Here is an 18,206-nt window from a genome sequence, read left to right as displayed (position 1 = left end):
TAAATCTATCCTATTGAATTTTTTAGTGGTGGCACTGGGGAGGGATACCCCGGTGCCTTTTGCTTATCCGTATCAATAGTTTTCCACTAAAAAATTCATAGTTATGAAATACAATTCAAATTTAGAGCCTGCGGAAATGTCATACTTCCGGCTCAATCTACTTTCTTATTTACGTGATTCCCACCCCGACAAAGCAAATGACCTTTCATTTATTGCCGGACGTGGGGATATGGCAGCCGAAGCGTACAGCGAAGCCGTAAAAAGCGGTTTAGACCATATTCAAGCTGCCGAAATTGCAAACGAAGCCTTATTCAAAGGCTTACACTTTTCACCTTATAATATAGTAGTTGAAATACTTTGGAACGAGTTTTTCGACGAAGTTTCTCCGGGTGGTGCCCAGGCAAAGGCAAAAGAACTAATGCCCGAATGTCAGGCGGTATTTGCTAAATACAACCTTAGTGATGATTATGCCGAAACGACAGAGTACCAGTCGCTTTATACAGAGCTTGTCGGCACGATCCTGATACTGCTCGAAAATGAGTTACAATAAGCGAACTCATTTGCGTCAGAATATTGACGCAATAAAGTTAGCGTTAAGGCTCGACAAGGAACAAAAAAAGGCAACACCCGAAGAACGGGAAATACTCGCAAAATATTCAGGCTTTGGAGGGATTAAGGCAATCCTTAACCCTGCCGACAAACCCGAAGATATTGAGCGGTGGTCTAAATCCGAAGTCGAGCTTTTCCCGTTGGTGCAAGAACTCCACGAGGTACTCCGTGAAAGTTCTCCCACACCGGAAGTTTACAAACGCTATGTCAGTTCCCTGAAAAGTTCTATCCTTACGGCATTTTATACGCCGAAGCCTGTTATTGATGTGTTAGCGGATGCACTAAAGGATAGCGGTATAACTCCGACACGCTTTTTAGAACCCAGTGCCGGAACAGGTGCGTTTATTTCTTCTTTCAAAGATATTGCACCTGAAGCTAACGTAACCAGTTTTGAAAAAGACCTGCTAACAGGTAAAATTCTATCGCACCTTTATCCTGATGATAAGGTACGGATTGAAGGTTACGAAAAAATGGAAGGACGCTATTCACAGCATTTTGATGTGATTGCATCTAATATCCCTTTTGGAGATGTTTCGGTATTCGATCCGCTACTGTCCAACCATGAAATACCCGCCGTCAAACAATCGACACAGGCGATACACAACTACTTTTTTGTAAAAAGTGTCATGTCGGCCAGAGAAGGCGGGTTAATCGCCTTTATTACCAGTCAGGGCGTACTCAATTCGGAACAAAACAAACCGATACGGGAATACCTGATGAACTCTTGCGATGTTGTTTCAGCTATCCGTTTGCCGAACAACCTCTTTTCCGACCATGCCGGAACTGATGTCGGCAGCGACCTGATTGTATTACAACGGAATAATAAAAATATAGTTCCAAGCCAACGACAGCAGGATTTTATCGAATCCCGCAAATTATCTAACGGCATATCTATTAATAACCTGTTCCGTGATTTCAACAGAGTAGTACAAACCCGTTCCAAAATCGACACCGATCCATACGGCAAACCTGCTATTGTTTTTACCCATGAAGGCGGTATTGAGGGAATAGCCACAGATTTGCGGCAAATGCTGAAAGATGATTTTTCAAAACATTTGGATTTGCAGCGTTACCAAAACTATGCACAGGAAAACCCGGCACAGTCGGTAACACAACAATCTCAATCTGCAAAATTGGATAACAGCAATCAGATAACCGAACAGGATATTCAGGAATTAAGTGATTACGCTTCTGAAATGGACAGAAAACTGTATGCCGAACGTCCGCCACAACCCGAAGATTTTGGAATTAAAGAAAAAAAGCAGAATGAAACAGAAGAAAGACAACCGGCTGCTCCAAATACTTTTAGAGGTACTCTTTTCGATATGGATGATCCTGCCATTAAAAAAGCGCCGACTACGGAGGCGAAACCCCAGTCCGTAACGCAGGAACCATTAATAACGCTCTATGACCTTTTCGGCTTTACCCAAGAGGAACGCAGTCAGGTAAACAAACCCAAAAAGAGAGGTAGAAAATTCAAATTACAGGCAAGCAAGTCAAAGGAACTGCCGTTTATGGACTGGCGGGAAGAAATGGCGCATAATGCAGCGCAGCAACGGGAAAAGCTACAACAGGAAAGCGCCGAGGCCTATCCCGTATTCGATGCCCGTCGGGAAGAACAGTTGGAACGGCTGAAAGAGGAAGCCGAACGGGAACAGCAGGAACGCATGAAACCTGTTCCTTTCCTATTGGAAGATATACCGTCCCATTACCGTGATGGCTCACTTGTTACCGACGAAAATAATCGTATCGGTTATTTGCGTGATTTGAATGGATTTCAGCCGATGTTCCATCCGCTTCAGCTCACCGGAACACAGCAGGCGAAAGCATCCCTTTATATTGAAATACGGGACACTTATCACCACCTGTACAGCAACGAAGCAACAAGGTTGGAAGCCAATCCTGCATTAAGGGAAATGCTTAACCGACTGTATGATGATTTTACCCGCCGTTTCGGAAATATAAACGATGCGAAAAATCTTAGTCTTATAAAAATGGATGCCGGAGGAACGGAAATTCTTTCTCTGGAACGGTATATCGACGGTAAAGCCGTCAAAGCCGATATATTTCAACAACCGGTTGCCTTTAATCCCAATGAGATTACCCATGCCGATAATGCACGGGAAGCCCTGACCGCTTCGCTCAATAAACATGCAACGGTAAACCTTGAATATATGGCAGGGCTTACAGGGGGGACTTCGGATGAAATACTGGAGGAACTCAAAGGGCAGGTATTTTTCAATCCAATGATAGGCTCTTATGAAATTAAAGACAAGTTCATAAGTGGTAATGTTATCTCCAAAGCGGAACACGTAGAGCGGTATATAGAAAACCACCCCGACAATGAAGCGGCAAAAGAATCATTAAAGGCTCTGAAAGAAGCAATACCCCGTCCGATAGCATTCGAAGATTTGGATTTTAATTTCGGAGAACGGTGGATACCGTCGGGCATTTACAGCAAATACGCTTCACATTTGTTTGATACGAATGTATCGGTGCATTATGCTCAAAGCCGTGATGAATACACGCTCAAAGCCGACAGCAAAAATATCAAGATATGGGATCAGTACGCTGTTAAGGCAACAAGCCGGACTTTCGACGGTATCGCCCTGATGAAACACGCCTTGCATAATACCTCTCCTGATATAACAAAGAAAGTCAATAAGTTGATTGACGGGGAAATAAAAGAGGTCAAGGTACGTGATTCCGAATCTATTCAACTCGCCAATTCCAAGATTGACGAGATACGGAACGGTTTCGTTGAATGGCTTAACGAACAATCACCGGAGTTCAAAGACCGACTGGCAGATAAATACAACCGTACATTTAATTGTTTCGTCCGTCCGGAGTATGACGGAAGCCACCAAGAGTTTCCGGGACTGGATCTGAAAGGCTTGGGTATTCCCGACCTATACAATAGCCAAAAGGATGCAATTTGGATGGATAAACTCAATGGCGGGGGTATTATCGACCACGAAGTCGGGGGCGGTAAAACCCTGATAATGTGTGTAAGCGCCTACGAGAAAAAACGTTTGGGATTGGTAAATAAACCGCTCATTATGGCGCTCAAAGCCAATGTTCATGAAATAGCCCAAACTTTCTGTACGGCTTACCCCAATGCAAAAGTGTTGTATCCGGGTAAAGAAGATTTCACCCCTGCTAAACGGGCGAAGATTTTCAACGAAATGAAGAATAACAACTGGGATGCAATCATTTTAACACACGAACAGTTTGGTATGATACCCCAGTCACCCGAAATTCAGCAACGGATATTACAGGCGGAACTCGATAGCGTAGAAGAAAATCTGGAAGTGTTACGGGCACAAGGAAAGGAGATTTCCCGTGCTATGGAAAAAGGTTTAGTTAAAAGACAATTAAACCTTGAAGCCAAATTGGAAAATATAACCTACCAGATTGAGAACCGCAAGGATGACACCGTAGATTTCCGTCTTATGGGTATCGACCACTTGTATGTTGATGAGAGCCACCGATTCAAGAACCTGACCTTTACAACCCGACACGACAGGGTTGCAGGTCTGGGTAATGCCGAAGGCTCACAACGTGCCTTGAATATGCTTTTTGCCCTGCGTACCATTCAGGACAGGACGGGAAAAGATTTGGGAGCCACTTTTCTTTCAGGCACAACCATTTCCAACAGTTTGACAGAGTTATACTTGCTTTTCAAGTATCTCCGGCCGAACGAACTGGAACGACAGGGTATTAATACATTCGATGCGTGGGCGGCAATCTTCGCCAAAAAGTCGATAGACTACGAATTTTCGGTAACGAATGAAATTGTGCAAAAAGAACGCTTTCGGTATTTTATCAAAGTACCCGAATTGGCAGCTTTTTATGCCGAAATAACAGACTATCGTTCTGCGGAGGATATTGGTATCGACCGCCCTGTAAAGAATGAAATTCTGCATAATATTCCACCAACACCCGACCAACAGGAGTTTATACAAAAGTTGGTAGAGTTCGCCAAAACAGGTAAAGGTGAAATATTAGGACGTGCGCCATTATCGGAAAGCGAAGAAAAAGCAAAAATGCTTATCGCTACCGATTACGCGCGAAAGATGTCCCTCGATATGCGACTGATTGATCCAGTTAAATATGGCGACCATGTGGACAACAAGGCTTCCCATGTGGCTAAAATGGTATCAGACTACTACACAAAATTCAAAGACCACAAAGCAACCCAGTTCGTTTTCTCCGATTTAGGCACTTACAAACCCGGAGAATGGAACCCATGCTCCGAGATAAAGCGTAAACTGGTGGATGACTATGGAATCCCGGCTCACGAAATACGCTTTATTCAGGAAGCCAAAACGGATAAGGCTCGTAAAACCATGATTAAGGATATGAACGAGGGTAAAATCCGTGTATTGTTCGGCTCTACCGAAATGTTGGGAACCGGAGTAAACGCCCAGAAACGATGCGTTGCAATCCACCATTTAGATGCGCCTTGGCGACCGTCAGACTTGGAACAGCGGGACGGTCGGGGCATTCGCAAGGGCAATGAAATTGCGAAGCTATATGCGGATAATAAAGTAGATGTACTTATCTATGCTGTGGAAAAATCGTTAGATGCGTACAAGTTCGGTTTACTTCACAACAAGCAGCTTTTCATTCGCCAGTTGAAAAATAATTCACTGGGTAGCCGTACTATCGACGAGGGAAGTATGGACGAAAAAGGCGGTATGAACTTCTCTGAATATGTGGCAATTCTTTCCGGCAATACCGAATTACTGGAGAAAGCACGATTGGAAAAGAAAATCGCTTCTTTGGAATCCGAACGACAGGCATTCATGCGTGGCAAGTCATCATCACGTTACAAATTGGAGGATATTATATCCAATGTAGAGCAAAACAACGGGTTTATTAGCCGTATATCCAAAGATATTGAAGCGTTTAACACCCGTGTTCAGCATCAGCCGGACGGTATTACCCGCCTGAATCCTGTTCAGTTAGACGGATTACAGGGCAGTAACCCAAAAGAAGTCGGGCTGAAGCTAAATGAAATAGCCGACAAAGCCCGCACACATGGAGCGCATGAGAAAATTGGTACACTTTACGGTTTTGATTTAATGGTAAAATCTGAAACCACTAATAAAGATGGCTTCGATGTTATACAAAATCGTTTCTTTATTAAGGGAGAGGGCAATATTCTCTACAATTATAATCACGGGGTAATGGCTACTGATCCGAAGACCGCAGCACAAAATTTCCTGAATGCACTCGATACCATGCCTAAACTTTTGGAGAAGTATCAAGCGGATAATGAGAAGTTGCAAAAGGATATACCTGTACTGAAAGAAGTAGTCGAAGGTACTTGGCGTAAGGAACCGGAACTGAAAACCCTGAAAGACGAGTTAATAAAGTTGGATAGGGAAATTCAGCTCTCACTTACTCCAATCAGTGAAACTGAAGGACAAGCGGAAACTGTACCTGATAAGACTGTTTCTACTACCAATCAGAACCAGTCGCAAGGCAAGACCGAAACATCGACTGTTCGGGATGCACCATTGCCAAATACTTTGCAGGGAGTTAAAGAAATAATGGGCGATAGGCTTGTTATTGCATCGGTGGGTGGTAGTCCGCCGAAAGTGGATAAAAAGGATTCTTCTAAAAATTTCAAACTGTAAAAATAAAGCCCGTGCCTGTCATCACGACGGTACGGGCTTTTGAATATAAATTCATAAAAACTATAAATATGGAAATAGTAATGCCCTCACGGGTTTTTCTTATTGTTGCCCCTTTTCTTGTTAAAGTTTTCCCTGATGAAAATATGAACATCACTTTCTTTGTAGTATGTCTTATGATAAACTGTCTGAAAAGGCAGTTCTCCGGTACTACGATAGCGTTGCAGGGTGCGTTTACTTACATTAAGCAACATGCACAAATCCTGATTATCAAGCAAAATTTCTCCATCTAACATATTCCTACGTTTACTCATTTTATCAAGTATTTTATCTATTTTGTCGAAGCGATCCATGATACGCTCCATCCATGCTTCAAAATTTTCTCTATCTATATACATAGTATTTCGTTTTTAGATGATATGCCCTATCATAAAGTAGTTTTGATTGGACGGATCTTTTATAATTATATCTTTCTCTCGCATATATTTAATGTAGCTTTTGGCTGTGCGTTCTTTTACATCCATTATCTGCTGTATGCGGTCGCATAGGTCTATATAGGTCAGATGCCTTTGTGAATCGAATATCTCACGGGCAACTGTCGCCAGTTCTTTCTCTTTCCTTTTTTCTTTTTCCTCTCGTGGTTTTTCTCCGATATATATGTGCATACCTAATTCTTTATCCCACGAAAACTGCATTAAAGGAACGTCGAGAGGACTGCCGTCCCTTACTTTGAGCGCTTTTACTACCGATATGGACGGATCGCTGTCAAGTTCTATACTAAGGATTGCAGCAGCTTTGCGTTGTAGCTCCGAACCAAGATGCCCCCGCAATTTCAAGCCATTGGGTACATAATGAAGTACGCATACGATACAAGTGCGGTATATTCCCGCCAACCGGTATAATTCGTCCATAATCCTGATGCTTTCCACTTCATCATTTGCCGATGACACTAAATCTGCTATCCCGTCAATAACAACCAAGCGAATGCCCTCATATTCGTAATGGTATTTATCCATACTTTGAACAATGGCTTGCAACCGCTCTTTCCGGGACATTCCGGTAAGGGAGAAAGCCCGTAATTCTTCCGGTTTTTTTTCCAGTTTAGCACGTTTCAGAAGATTTGATACATTTTTGAAAAGCTGTACTTCCGATTGTTCCGTATCATAGAGCAAAACCGCTTTATGGTCGGAATTATCCCGCACATCAACGCCTAACGTATCTATTGGACGATTGTCGTTTCTTATCGAACCTGCAATCAGGGCGGCAACATAGTTACTTTTTCCTGTACCCTCGCCACCGGTAATACAAAGTATATTACCCTGTGTGCCCAGTGGTACGTCGCCGGCAGATATAACTTCCTCTGCTTTTGCCGGAGGATTGTTAAAATCAATTTCGCACGATTTCAGCATGGTCATTGTTTCGTTATATAGGTTATCAAGAAAATCGAGAAATAGTTGCCGGAACTCTTTCCGGCTATTGCCCTTACTGAAATAGTCGGTTATATCTTTGTCTTTTTTCTCTCCTGATAGTGGTAGTACAAGCCGTTTAACGCCATATTCGGATAATGCTTTTTCATGCTTTACCGCACTATCCGTTCCTGTTTTGTCCGCATCGTAGAGTAGTACAATATGTTTAAAGCGGAACGTCAGTTTATAAATAATCCCTGCCGGGATTGTAGAAGTTTCACTATTAAAGCAGATAGCGTGGAATCCGTGAGCGGCAAGTGTCATCACGTCTTTTTCTCCGCCAGAGATGAACAATGTATCTCCTTTGGCGGGTAATTGCTCCAGTCCGAAACAGTAATTCTCTCCGATATTACCACCATACAAGAAACGGACTTCCGAAAACGGACGGTAAATCTTCACATGCCTTTTACCCATATATCCGAAAATCGGTTCATTTTCTGATGAAGTATAATAAAATGGCTTATTGTCTTTATTTTCACTCCTGAACTCTTTTAGTGATACTGTTTTGTATAGTTTAAGTATTTCAGGGGTAATGCCTGACTGCATCCAAAAATCCAATTCTTTTTGGGTGAATTTTTGTTGAAGAATATTATACGGTTTGTTTTTTTGCGGTTCCGGTGGAGCCTGTTGCTTGTTTGATGCGATTGGCGGAGTATGTGAGTAATCTGAATCACTCAATCCTAACGCCATATCCCTGTTTATGGTCTTTAATATTTCTACAAAGTCGGCACCATTTCCACAATTCAAGCCTTTTAGTTTTCCAACAAAAAAGAAGCAATCACCACTATAATCGTCATTGCCGAAATCCTTAATTTTATAAACGCCATTACGACGGTCAAAATATACATTGCACGATGCTTTACGGTCTTCATACAAAGGATTAAGGAAATTACGTCCTGTTTTCCATTGGACTGGGATATAGTGTTTGAATACGTCCAAACCGTTATTCGTCCGTCTTAATAATTCGTCTTTGTTGAGCATGGAGTTTATGATTATTTATAAGGTCATTCATACATTCATCGGTGCTGCGGATTCTTTTCTCAGTAAGCATCCGTTTTATTTCAGCAATGGTATAATATGATTTGCCGGAGATAATGGAATAAGAAATCATCCGGTTACTTCGCAAACGTTGAAGTGTTCGTTCGCTGATTTTGAGAAAGGTGCAAACTTCGTAACTGTCCACCCACATTTCGTCCGGGTTGGTAGTATCATCATCCTGATGATCTATCACGAATTTCGCTATGGCATTAATTTTGGAAACTAATTCTTTGTATGCCTGTGATTCTATTGTAATGACATCCATAATTGCTACTTATTGAATTGATGCAAAGTTCGGAAGTTGCAAAAACGTAGAATGACAAGTTGCTATAACTATTTTTGAAATTTCATTCTAAATATCTAATAATCAGAATGTTTTAGTTTTGTTTTTTTAGGAATGTAAAGTGAGAATCTTTACATTGGGTATTTTTGGAAGAAAAAGACGTAAAAAAGCCCTGAAAATGATAGTTTTTCAGGGCTAAAAGAGGGAAAATCCGTTAAGATAAACTTTATATCATCTTTATATTGATTTTCTCATAACTTATTGATAATGAATTGATTTTTATAATTACTTCTGCTGTTTTTTTATTGACCACCTGACATTTTACCTGTTATCGTCATCATCCATTTTTTTGTTAAGGCTATCTCGCAATGAATCAAGATATAAAGTCCGGCTTTCTTTCCGGTTTCTGATATTCAAATAGATGCGGTAAAACTCTCCGGCATCGGTATTGAAAACATTACAGAAATAATCTATCAACTCTTTAATATCAATGTTTCCATAATTTATGCTTCCTTTTGCATATATAGCATAAATCAGTTCGACAAGTTCTGTTTTAGTTCCTGTCCAAGTATGTTTTATACGGGGAAATTTAGAGTTATCCATTTCGTTTTCAGGATGTTTTTCCAGTTTATTTAATTCAGCATTGAGATAAATACGGAGCATCTCATTGGCTAATATTTTAGAAACTTTGTAATCAAAACTGGTAGAAAAATTATTATCCCTTTCAAAGTAGAAGCAATCTACATTAAGTTCAATATTCGGCTCTACCCGAAGAAAATAATAACGGTCAAGATGAGTCTTCTCTGTCCTGTAATACTGGTAGAAATCTAAGTTTTTATCAAAATAATCTTTTATCCTGTCTAATTCCCTTATTATATAATTTTTCTGTGCCGTATCACTTCCAGTCGGTCGATTAGTTTCTATCTTATAAATCTCCGAGTAATAGATTAATTTGCTGAAAAGTTGGGGTTTGTACTCTTTAAAAAAACATATTTCTTCATCATCACTTTTGAACTTATAATCGTTCAGTTTCATCTTTAGCTGTTGCATAATTCCTTTTAGCAACAAAACTGCTTTTTTAGCTTTTCTTAAAGAGGCTTCTTCTTCCAGTTCAATAGCTTCAAGCTGATCATTCACTTTTTCGATTATAGTATTGACGTGTTTATTCATAAGGCTATATTTTAGGTACAAACCCCAACAGGGCATAATTAAAATTTCATTTTCAAAATCCTAATAGCGTTCAATATCGCCAATAACGATACCCCAACATCAGCAAATACCGCTTCCCATAAGGTTGCAACACCTCCTGCACCCAAAATCAACACAATGAGCTTTACACCAAAAGCCAGACTTATATTCTGTATAACAATTCGGCGTGTAGCTTTGCCTATTGTTATAGCCGTTGCTATCCGGCTCGGTTGGTCTGTCTGAATAATAACGTCTGCCGTTTCTATGGCAACGTCGCTACCCAGTCCACCCATTGCAATGCCTACGTCGCTCATGGCAAGAACAGGCGCATCGTTTATCCCATCGCCTACAAAAGCAATGTTATTACCCGGATCGGACTTCAACTGCTCTACATACTCAACCTTTCCTTCGGGCAGCAGATCGCCATGCGCTTGCGTAACGTTCAACTCTGTGGCAAGCTGCGAAACGATGGCCTGTTTATCTCCTGACAGCATTACAATATTCTTAATTCCTAACTCACGCAAAGCGTTCACGGCTGTAGCTGCATCCTCTTTCGGAGCATCGGCTACCAGAATATATCCGGAATAGATGCCATTGATAGCGCAAACAACAATCGTTTCGGGTATAGTCGCTATTTCCGGCGGGAACTCTACATTGTTTTTTATCAATAATTTAGGATTACCCACAAGAACTATTTTACCATTGATAGAAGCCTGTAAGCCGTGCCCTGCGATTTCATTCACAATCTCCGGCTTAATTACTTCGATATTCTGCTCTTTTGCATATTCCACAATAGCTTTCGCTATGGGATGCGTACTTTGCGTTTCAACCGAAGCCACTAAATTCACAAGGTCTGTTTCGAGCAGAAAATCTGCCGGAACAATCTTTTGTACCTTGAAAACTCCCTGTGTCAGTGTTCCGGTTTTATCCATCACCACCGTATTTACTTTGGTAATGGCTTCCAAATAGTTGCTTCCTTTAAATAGTATTCCTTTACGGCTTGCCGCCCCGATACCACCAAAGTAGCCCAACGGTATGCTGATAACCAAAGCACACGGGCAGGAAATAACGAGGAATACCAATCCACGATAAACCCAGTCGTACAACACAAAATTGAATGCCGGATTAATAGCAGAGTATGCCAGTGGTAATAACACTATAAGCGCAGCCAGTGCCACCACTATCGGAGTATAGATGCGGGCAAATTTGCGTATGAACTGTTCTGCGGGTGCCTTTTTTTCTGTGGCGTTCTGAACAAGGTCAAGAATACGAGCCAAAGCACTCATACCAAATGGTTTCGTTACTTCAATTCTTGAAACATTGTCGGTAAGTATCATACCTGCAAATACGTCCTCATTTTTCCGTATCGTTCTGGGAACACTCTCTCCAGTTAATGCCGAAGTATTAAAAGATGCCGATTCATTCAGTAAAATTCCGTCAAGAGGCACTCTTTCGCCTACCTTGACTTCCACAATATCACCTACATTTACATTCTCCGGCGACATTATTTCAGTTTTATCCATCTTAATAACTGTCGCTGTTTCTGGTCGGACATCAAGTAATGCACTAATGCTCCTTTTTGCACGGTTTACCGCTGCATCCTGAAAGAGTTCGCCTACGGCATAGAACAGCATTACTGCAACGCCTTCGGGGTATTCTCCGATAAAGAACGCCCCGATGGTAGCTATACTCATCAATGTAAACTCGCTGAATACGTCTTTCTGGCGAATGGCTTCCCATGCTTCTTTTATCACCGGTAAGCCTACCGGAATATAAGCGATGATATACCATGCGAGTTGTACCCACTTATCGGCAAAGAACGAAAGCCCGACAGCGGAAAAGATGATGCCTGCAATCAGCATCACAAAGGAGATAGCCGCCCGGATGTAACCTCTTTTCTGTGAGGTATCCATTTCCTGTTTGGTCTTGTCTATAACACAAGCCCCATCATTGCAATTTCCCATAATTATTTTAATTTATCGTTTATACTTCTTTTTATACAATTCCTCATTCAAAAACACAAATGGTAATAGTGTAAACAAAGTCCCAAAGAATAAGACTTCCTTTAACGGCCATCTATGAAAGAAACAATGATGATGGGGACATCTGGTTACATAATACCATAACAAAAAACCTAATGTAATCCCAATGGTTATACTTAACGCTACAATCCATTTTTTTGCTCTTGAACTAATCATTTTTTTCTTTGCAATGACCTTACTCTTTTTTTTCTTTTGCTGTCTTTTCATGACATCATTTTTTAGAGTTCTACGGCTGCAAGTTCGGCAAATGCCAGTTGATAATCCCTTTCGGCTGCAAGCGTCTGGTTTACGTTGTCGTAGTACAATCCCATTTCAACCATGTAATCAAGCAAGGATATTTCACCCGCATCAAGTGCTTTTTTCAACAGGATGGTATTATTTACGTTTGCCAGCGATTTACGATATTTGTCGGCAGTAGTTTTCAGTCCCATTGCTTTGGAATACTGTATTTGCAGTTGGCTGAAAAACTGTTGCTTGGTATCGGCTTCGCGGCTTTGGGCAGCAGCAACAGATGCCTTTGCCTGTTTCACCTGATTTTTATTCGACCATAGCGGTATGGATATACCAAGCGACACACCCTGATACCGTTGTCCGACTACTTTTTCACTCATGTATCCGGCGGTAAACTTAGGCAGGTTCATCGCTTTGCTTAGTGATACCTGTTTCTGGCTTACTTCGATTTCGTTACGCACGTATGCCAACACCGGGTTTTTATCTTCGGCTTGTACATACCAGTCGTTAAAGTTCAACGGAAGCTCACGGCTGCCGTAGTCTGCATCATTAAAGACTACGTCGATACCGCCGTTCAGCCTTTTCAACTGGGCAAGGAGTGCATCACGTTCTACTTCCATGCGCGATATTTCTCCTTGTATGGTAGAAAGGTTCAGGTTTACTTTGTTGTACTCCAAGATACTTACGTCGCCCCTGTCCATACGGTCTTTATAACCTTTGGCAATGGTTTCTGCATGTTCCAGACGCAAATAAAGTTCTTTAAGCAGGGAATTGTAATATATCAGTTCAATGCAGTATTGTTTTGCTTCGAGCAATATATTCATACGGTCGGCTTTGTACTGCCATTCCACAAGGTTGTTTCTACCGTTTGCTAACCGACTTTTCATTCCCGTAATGGTGGGAATGTCGAATGTCTGCGATACGCTAAAATCGGTACGATTACCTATATTTGAAGGGTTACCCCAGAGATAATTGAAGCCCACTTCCGGATCATCAAGGAAGATGCCCGTTTTGTTTTGCAGCTTATCCGCTTCAACTTGTTCGCGGAGGGCTTTCAGGGTTGTATTGTTCTCTTCTATCGAAGACAATACAGGGTTGATATTATTCTGCGCATTGAGCGTTATGCCTGCGAAGAGTACCAACATGGTTATTATGATTGTTCTCATTCTAATTCTAATTTAGTGTTGTTTACTTCAGGTTCCTCGTTGTCCAGAATTTCGGTTTCAACTACTTTCCTGTTTGTAATTAAGTACATGATAGGAATAATAAAGCCGTTGAGCAAAGTCGATGTGAGCAATCCGCCCAGGATAACCTTTGCCATCGGACTTTGTATTTCGTTACCCGGCAAATCACCACCCAATGCAAGCGGTATCAGTGCAAGACCGGAGGTTAATGCGGTCATCAAGATGGGGTTTAGACGGTCTAACGAGCCGGTCATTACCGCATCAAGTTTGCTATACCCCTCTGCCACAAGGTCGTTGTATCGTGAGATAAGCAACATACCGTTACGTGTAGCGATACCGAACAGGGAGATAAACCCGATAATAGCCGGTATGCTCAGAACGCCGTTAGTAAAGAAAATGGCAAACACTCCGCCGATAAGGGCAAGCGGCAGGTTAAGCAGGATAACAACGGACTGGTTTATGCTCTTAAACTGCGCAAACAGAAGCATGAAAATAGCAAGAATGGAGAAGATTGAGGTAATAAGCAGGGTGCGTGATGCTGCCTGTTCGCTCTCAAACTGTCCGCCGTACTCAATATGATAACCTTCGGGCAGTTCTATCTTTTCGTTTACGATGTCCTGAATGTCATTTACTACTCCGCGCAGGTCACGTCCGGCAACGTTAGCCGATATTACAATCTTACGGGCAACGTTTTCCCTATTGATGGTGTTGGGGCCTGTGGACGATGTTATTTCGGCTATATTACTCAATGGAATTTTACGTCCGTTGGCATCAACAATAAGGTTCTTTATCCTTTCGGCTGTTTCACGGCTATCGTCGTTTACTTTTAGGGTAAGGTCGAACGAGCGGTTTTCTTCGTACACCTGTGAAACGACTTCACCTGCGAGCATGACGTTTACAATCTTCGCAAAGTCGGGTAAGGTTATGCCGTATTTCGCCATTACTTCCCTTTTGGGTTCTATCTTCAACTGCGGACGTTCCACTTGTTGTTCTACGTTCAGATCGGCAATACCTTCAATGTCCTGAATGTTTGCTTTTATTTGGTTACCGATGGAGAACATTTTATTGAGGTCTGTTCCGAACAACTTGATAGCGATGTTGGCACGTGTACCGGATAACATAGCGTCGATACGGTGCGAAATGGGTGCGCCTATTTCTATATTCACTCCCGGCAACACTTTTATCTTTTCGCGTATTTCGGCAAGCACTTCATCTTTGGAACGTTTATCGAGGATGAACGGTGCTTCGATTTCCGATACGTTTACACCGAGTGCGTGTTCATCGAGTTCGGCACGTCCTGTTTTCCGTCCTACGGTTTGAACTTCGGGTATGGAAAGCAAGATATCTTCTGCTATACGCCCCATCTTGTCGGATTCTTCAAGCGATATACCGGGCATACTACTGATGCTTACGGTAAATGAACCCTCATTGAATGGCGGCAGGAAGCTACGACCTAATGAGAAGAAAATGATAACGGCAATCACTAAAACAACACCTGTTCCGCCAAGTACCCATTTCTTGTATTTGAGTGTCCATTTAAGGGCTACCTCGTAAACGATTTTCAGTTTCCTTACTATATACGGTTCACGTTCCGGTTTATCATCTTTTCGTGGTTTACCCAACAGGTAGCTACACAATACTGGAGTAAGGGTTAAGGCTACTACGGTAGAAGCTATCAATGCCATAATAAAGGCTACTCCTAACGGTGCAAGCATACGACCTTCCATTCCAGAAAGGAAGAACAAGGGAACGAAGCTGGCGATGATGATAAATGTGGAGTATAGAATTGGCATACGCACTTCTTTGGAAGCATCGAACACGACGTTGAGTACGGTTTTTTGCAGTTCCTTTGGTTTCTGCCTGTTCTCCCGCAATCGCTTGAACACATTTTCTACATCGACAATGGCATCATCCACAAGCGAGCCAATAGCAATAGCCATACCTCCGAGGCTCATGGTATTAATAGTAAGCCCCATGAATTTTAAGGAGAGTATTGCAAAGACTAATGACAACGGTATCGTTACAAGTGATATAATGGTTGTACGTGCGTTCATCAGGAAGATAACGAAAACGATAACCACGAAGATACCCCCTTCGTACAATGATTTCTGTACGTTATTGATGGAGTTGTCTATAAAACGTGCCTGACGAAAGATGTCGGTTGTTATCTTCACATCTGCCGGAAGCTGTTTCTGTAAATCGGCAAGCGAAGCGTCAAGTTTGTCTGTCAATTCGAGCGTACTTGTAGCCGGTTGCTTGGTAACAGTTATCAATACGGCAGCTTTGCCGTCGTTGGATGCCATACCCAGTTTAGGTGCTTTATCTCCTATTTTTACTTCAGCAATGTTTTCTATCAGGATAGGAACATTGTTTACTGTTTTGATAACAGCTTTTCCCAATGATGGTATTTTATTTGTTGAAAGCACGCCACGGATGATAAATTCGTTTCCGTATTCATACAATACACCACCTGCGGCGTTCTGGTTCATTTCGGTAACGACGTCGATTACTTCATTGAGTCCGATGTTGTAATGTTTCATCTTTCCGGGATCGAGCAATATCTGGTATTCCTTGATTTCACCACCGAGAACGGTTACCTGTGCCACTCCACCTGTTGATAATAAACGGGGGCGGATAGTCCAGTCAGATAATGTCCGCAAATCCTGTAATGAGGTTGAATCGGCGGTTACTCCGATAATCATAAGCTCACCCAGTATGGACGATTGCGGCCCCAACGTCGGATTACCAACGTTAGACGGCAACTGGTCATTGACAACGGCTAACTTTTCGGATACAATCTGACGGGCACGGTAGATGTCCGTTCCCCAGTTAAATTCTACCCATACGATAGAAAAGCCTGTGGTAGAGGATGAACGCACACGGCGTACATCAGTAGCACCGTTCAGGGCGGTTTCGACAGGGAAAGTAACGAGCCGTTCGACTTCTTCGGGAGCCATACCTCGTGCCTCTGTCATCACCACAACGGTGGGTGCATTGAGGTCGGGAAATACATCGACTTCCATATTGACGGCTGTATAGGTTCCTGCCAGCATAAGCAGCAGGGATGCCACTAAAACAACGACACGGTTGTTCAGCGAGAATTTTATTATCTTGTTCAACATACTGATTCGTGTTTTAATGGTTAGTGACTATGTCCTTCGGGCATTACTGAAGAAGTTGCTGCCAGTTTCACCTGATATACTCCTTTGGTAACTACTTTGGCTCCGCGTTGAAGACCTGAAAGGATCTGCACTCTTTCGCCGTTATTCTGTCCGAGGGTTACTTCCTGTTTCTTATATTCTTCGTCGCCTATTTGCAGATACACGAAGTTAAGTCCCTGTTCTTCGGTAATAGCAGAAACGGGAACGGATATTACATTATCCTGTAAGGTCGAAAGCAGATATACTTCGGTATATGCTCCGGGAATAATATCGCCCACGTTATCAAACTCGAATGTAACAGGAATATAGAAAGATTGGTCAGTGGATGCTTTACCGAAAGATAAAAGCCGGCCGTTAAGTTCCGAAAGTTTATATACCTGATTGTCATAGGCAGGCTTAAAGTTAGCACTACTGATGCTTTTAAGTATCTTGAAATTGTTCTCTGATACTTCGGCTCGTAGCTGCAAACGCCTATTCTGCGATACAGTTCCAATGGGCTGACCTACTGAAACGTATTCCCCCTGTGCAACAAGCCTGTTCTTAATATATCCGGCAATGGGAGCTGTAACGCTTACCCCGGTGGCTGTCATATTGCCTGCCTGTGCCTGATATACTGTTTTCGCTGTTTCATAACGCAAACGAGCCTGTTCAAAGTCCTTAGCGGAAATAATCTGGTCTTTTACCAATGATTCGGCACGTTGGAACTCTTTCTGTGCAGTTTCGTATTCAATCCGCGCTTTTACGGACGGATCGCCTTCCAACAGTTTCTTTGCTGAAATAGTTACAATGGATTGTCCGGCTTGTACGGCTGTACCGTCTGTTATGGACGGATTGGTGAAAGATACAATACCGTTGGAAGTAGCTGCAATAACAGCTTCATCACCCTGCGAGGCTTGTATCTGTCCACTGGTTTTAATGGAATTGTAGAAACTACCAAGAGCAACGGTTTCTGTCTTCAATCCAACAAGTTGCGCTTGCTGTTTGGTGAAAAGTATTTCATCCGAATGGCTGTCTTCCATTGCTTCTGCTCCGTGGTCATGTCCGTCGCCCTCGGAGTGCTTATGATCTTTCTCGTTAGCGTGGTCATGCCCATCGCCGTCAGTATGTTTATGTTCTTTATCGTTTGAATGGTCATGTCCATCACCTTCGGAGTGTTCATGCTCTTTCTCATTAGAATGGTCATGTCCATCACCATCAACATGCTCATGTTTATCACTTGATTTTTGATTGTTTTTTCCCTGACCGGAATTGCATCCGGTTAATAATATTGCGATAACAACGAATAATCCTATTATGTACGTTTTCATTTTATTTTTTAATTATTGGGGGAAGTAAAGCATATCCTGATATTTGCTTTGCTTC

At 42.2% G+C, this 18,206-nt stretch carries 11 protein-coding genes; 2 read left to right on the top strand and 9 right to left on the bottom strand.

All coding sequences use genetic code 11. The features are described from left to right. The first annotated feature begins 103 nt into the window (after positions 1 to 103). Positions 104 to 550, top strand: coding sequence for a DUF1896 family protein (locus M1P97_RS06775; RefSeq protein ID WP_129733336.1), 447 nt, complete (start codon positions 104 to 106; stop codon positions 548 to 550). After that, a complete protein-coding gene (locus M1P97_RS06770) occupies positions 537 to 6,254 on the top strand; it encodes an N-6 DNA methylase (protein WP_129733337.1) in 5,718 nt (1,905 codons plus the stop codon). The genes M1P97_RS06775 and M1P97_RS06770 overlap by 14 nt, the downstream gene beginning before the upstream one ends. An 86-nt stretch (positions 6,255 to 6,340) precedes the next feature. Here the strand turns inward: M1P97_RS06770 and M1P97_RS06765 are convergent, their stop codons facing one another. The 9 genes from M1P97_RS06765 to M1P97_RS06725 form a co-directional block, all read right to left on the bottom strand. Next, entirely contained in the window at positions 6,341 to 6,649 is a 309-nt protein-coding gene (locus tag M1P97_RS06765; RefSeq protein WP_129733338.1) for a helix-turn-helix domain-containing protein, read from the bottom strand. A 12-nt stretch (positions 6,650 to 6,661) separates the two neighbouring features. Then, complete coding sequence (locus M1P97_RS06760; RefSeq protein ID WP_129733339.1) at positions 6,662 to 8,698, bottom strand: AAA family ATPase; 2,037 nt, start codon at positions 8,696 to 8,698, stop codon at positions 6,662 to 6,664. Continuing rightward, complete coding sequence (locus M1P97_RS06755) at positions 8,661 to 9,020, bottom strand: helix-turn-helix domain-containing protein (protein WP_129733340.1); 360 nt, start codon at positions 9,018 to 9,020, stop codon at positions 8,661 to 8,663. Before M1P97_RS06755 ends, M1P97_RS06760 begins: the two co-directional genes overlap by 38 nt. A gap of 339 nt (positions 9,021 to 9,359) precedes the next feature. After that, positions 9,360 to 10,208, bottom strand: a complete 849-nt coding sequence (locus M1P97_RS06750; RefSeq protein ID WP_163176180.1) for an RteC domain-containing protein — start codon at positions 10,206 to 10,208, stop codon at positions 9,360 to 9,362. Between the two features lie 38 nt (positions 10,209 to 10,246). Continuing rightward, positions 10,247 to 12,190, bottom strand: a complete 1,944-nt coding sequence (locus tag M1P97_RS06745) for a heavy metal translocating P-type ATPase (RefSeq protein WP_129733342.1) — start codon at positions 12,188 to 12,190, stop codon at positions 10,247 to 10,249. A 12-nt stretch (positions 12,191 to 12,202) separates the two neighbouring features. Then, positions 12,203 to 12,475, bottom strand: a complete 273-nt coding sequence (locus M1P97_RS06740; protein WP_129733343.1) for a hypothetical protein — start codon at positions 12,473 to 12,475, stop codon at positions 12,203 to 12,205. Between the two features lie 11 nt (positions 12,476 to 12,486). After that, positions 12,487 to 13,665, bottom strand: a complete 1,179-nt coding sequence (locus tag M1P97_RS06735; RefSeq protein ID WP_129733344.1) for a TolC family protein — start codon at positions 13,663 to 13,665, stop codon at positions 12,487 to 12,489. Beyond that, positions 13,662 to 16,805 (bottom strand): efflux RND transporter permease subunit, encoded by a 3,144-nt coding sequence (locus M1P97_RS06730; RefSeq protein ID WP_129733345.1) that lies wholly within the window; start codon positions 16,803 to 16,805, stop codon positions 13,662 to 13,664. Before M1P97_RS06730 ends, M1P97_RS06735 begins: the two co-directional genes overlap by 4 nt. Before the next feature lie 20 nt (positions 16,806 to 16,825). After that, positions 16,826 to 18,151 carry an efflux RND transporter periplasmic adaptor subunit gene (locus M1P97_RS06725; RefSeq protein ID WP_249388698.1) on the bottom strand — a complete coding sequence of 442 codons (1,326 nt, stop codon included), beginning with the start codon at positions 18,149 to 18,151 and terminating at the stop codon, positions 16,826 to 16,828. Between the last annotated feature and the right edge of the window lie 55 nt (positions 18,152 to 18,206).

It is taken from the genome of Parabacteroides leei (assembly GCF_023369805.1).
GTDB classification, from domain to species: Bacteria; Bacteroidota; Bacteroidia; order Bacteroidales; family Tannerellaceae; genus Parabacteroides; species Parabacteroides leei.
The sequence above is the reverse complement of the archived record's forward strand: the minus strand, read 5'-3'. Positions and strand labels throughout refer to the sequence as shown.

Excerpts from the sequence above, each read along its gene's own strand:
- M1P97_RS06775 (WP_129733336.1), top strand. The coding sequence starts at position 104 with ATGAAATACAATTCAAATTTAGAGCCTGCGGAAATGTCATACTTCCGG.
- M1P97_RS06770 (WP_129733337.1), top strand. The coding sequence starts at position 537 with ATGAGTTACAATAAGCGAACTCATTTGCGTCAGAATATTGACGCAATA.
- M1P97_RS06765 (WP_129733338.1), bottom strand. The coding sequence starts at position 6,649 with ATGTATATAGATAGAGAAAATTTTGAAGCATGGATGGAGCGTATCATG.
- M1P97_RS06760 (WP_129733339.1), bottom strand. The coding sequence starts at position 8,698 with ATGCTCAACAAAGACGAATTATTAAGACGGACGAATAACGGTTTGGAC.
- M1P97_RS06755 (WP_129733340.1), bottom strand. The coding sequence starts at position 9,020 with ATGGATGTCATTACAATAGAATCACAGGCATACAAAGAATTAGTTTCC.
- M1P97_RS06750 (WP_163176180.1), bottom strand. The coding sequence starts at position 10,208 with ATGAATAAACACGTCAATACTATAATCGAAAAAGTGAATGATCAGCTT.
- M1P97_RS06745 (WP_129733342.1), bottom strand. The coding sequence starts at position 12,190 with ATGGGAAATTGCAATGATGGGGCTTGTGTTATAGACAAGACCAAACAG.
- M1P97_RS06740 (WP_129733343.1), bottom strand. The coding sequence starts at position 12,475 with ATGAAAAGACAGCAAAAGAAAAAAAAGAGTAAGGTCATTGCAAAGAAA.
- M1P97_RS06735 (WP_129733344.1), bottom strand. The coding sequence starts at position 13,665 with ATGAGAACAATCATAATAACCATGTTGGTACTCTTCGCAGGCATAACG.
- M1P97_RS06730 (WP_129733345.1), bottom strand. The coding sequence starts at position 16,805 with ATGTTGAACAAGATAATAAAATTCTCGCTGAACAACCGTGTCGTTGTT.
- M1P97_RS06725 (WP_249388698.1), bottom strand. The coding sequence starts at position 18,151 with ATGAAAACGTACATAATAGGATTATTCGTTGTTATCGCAATATTATTA.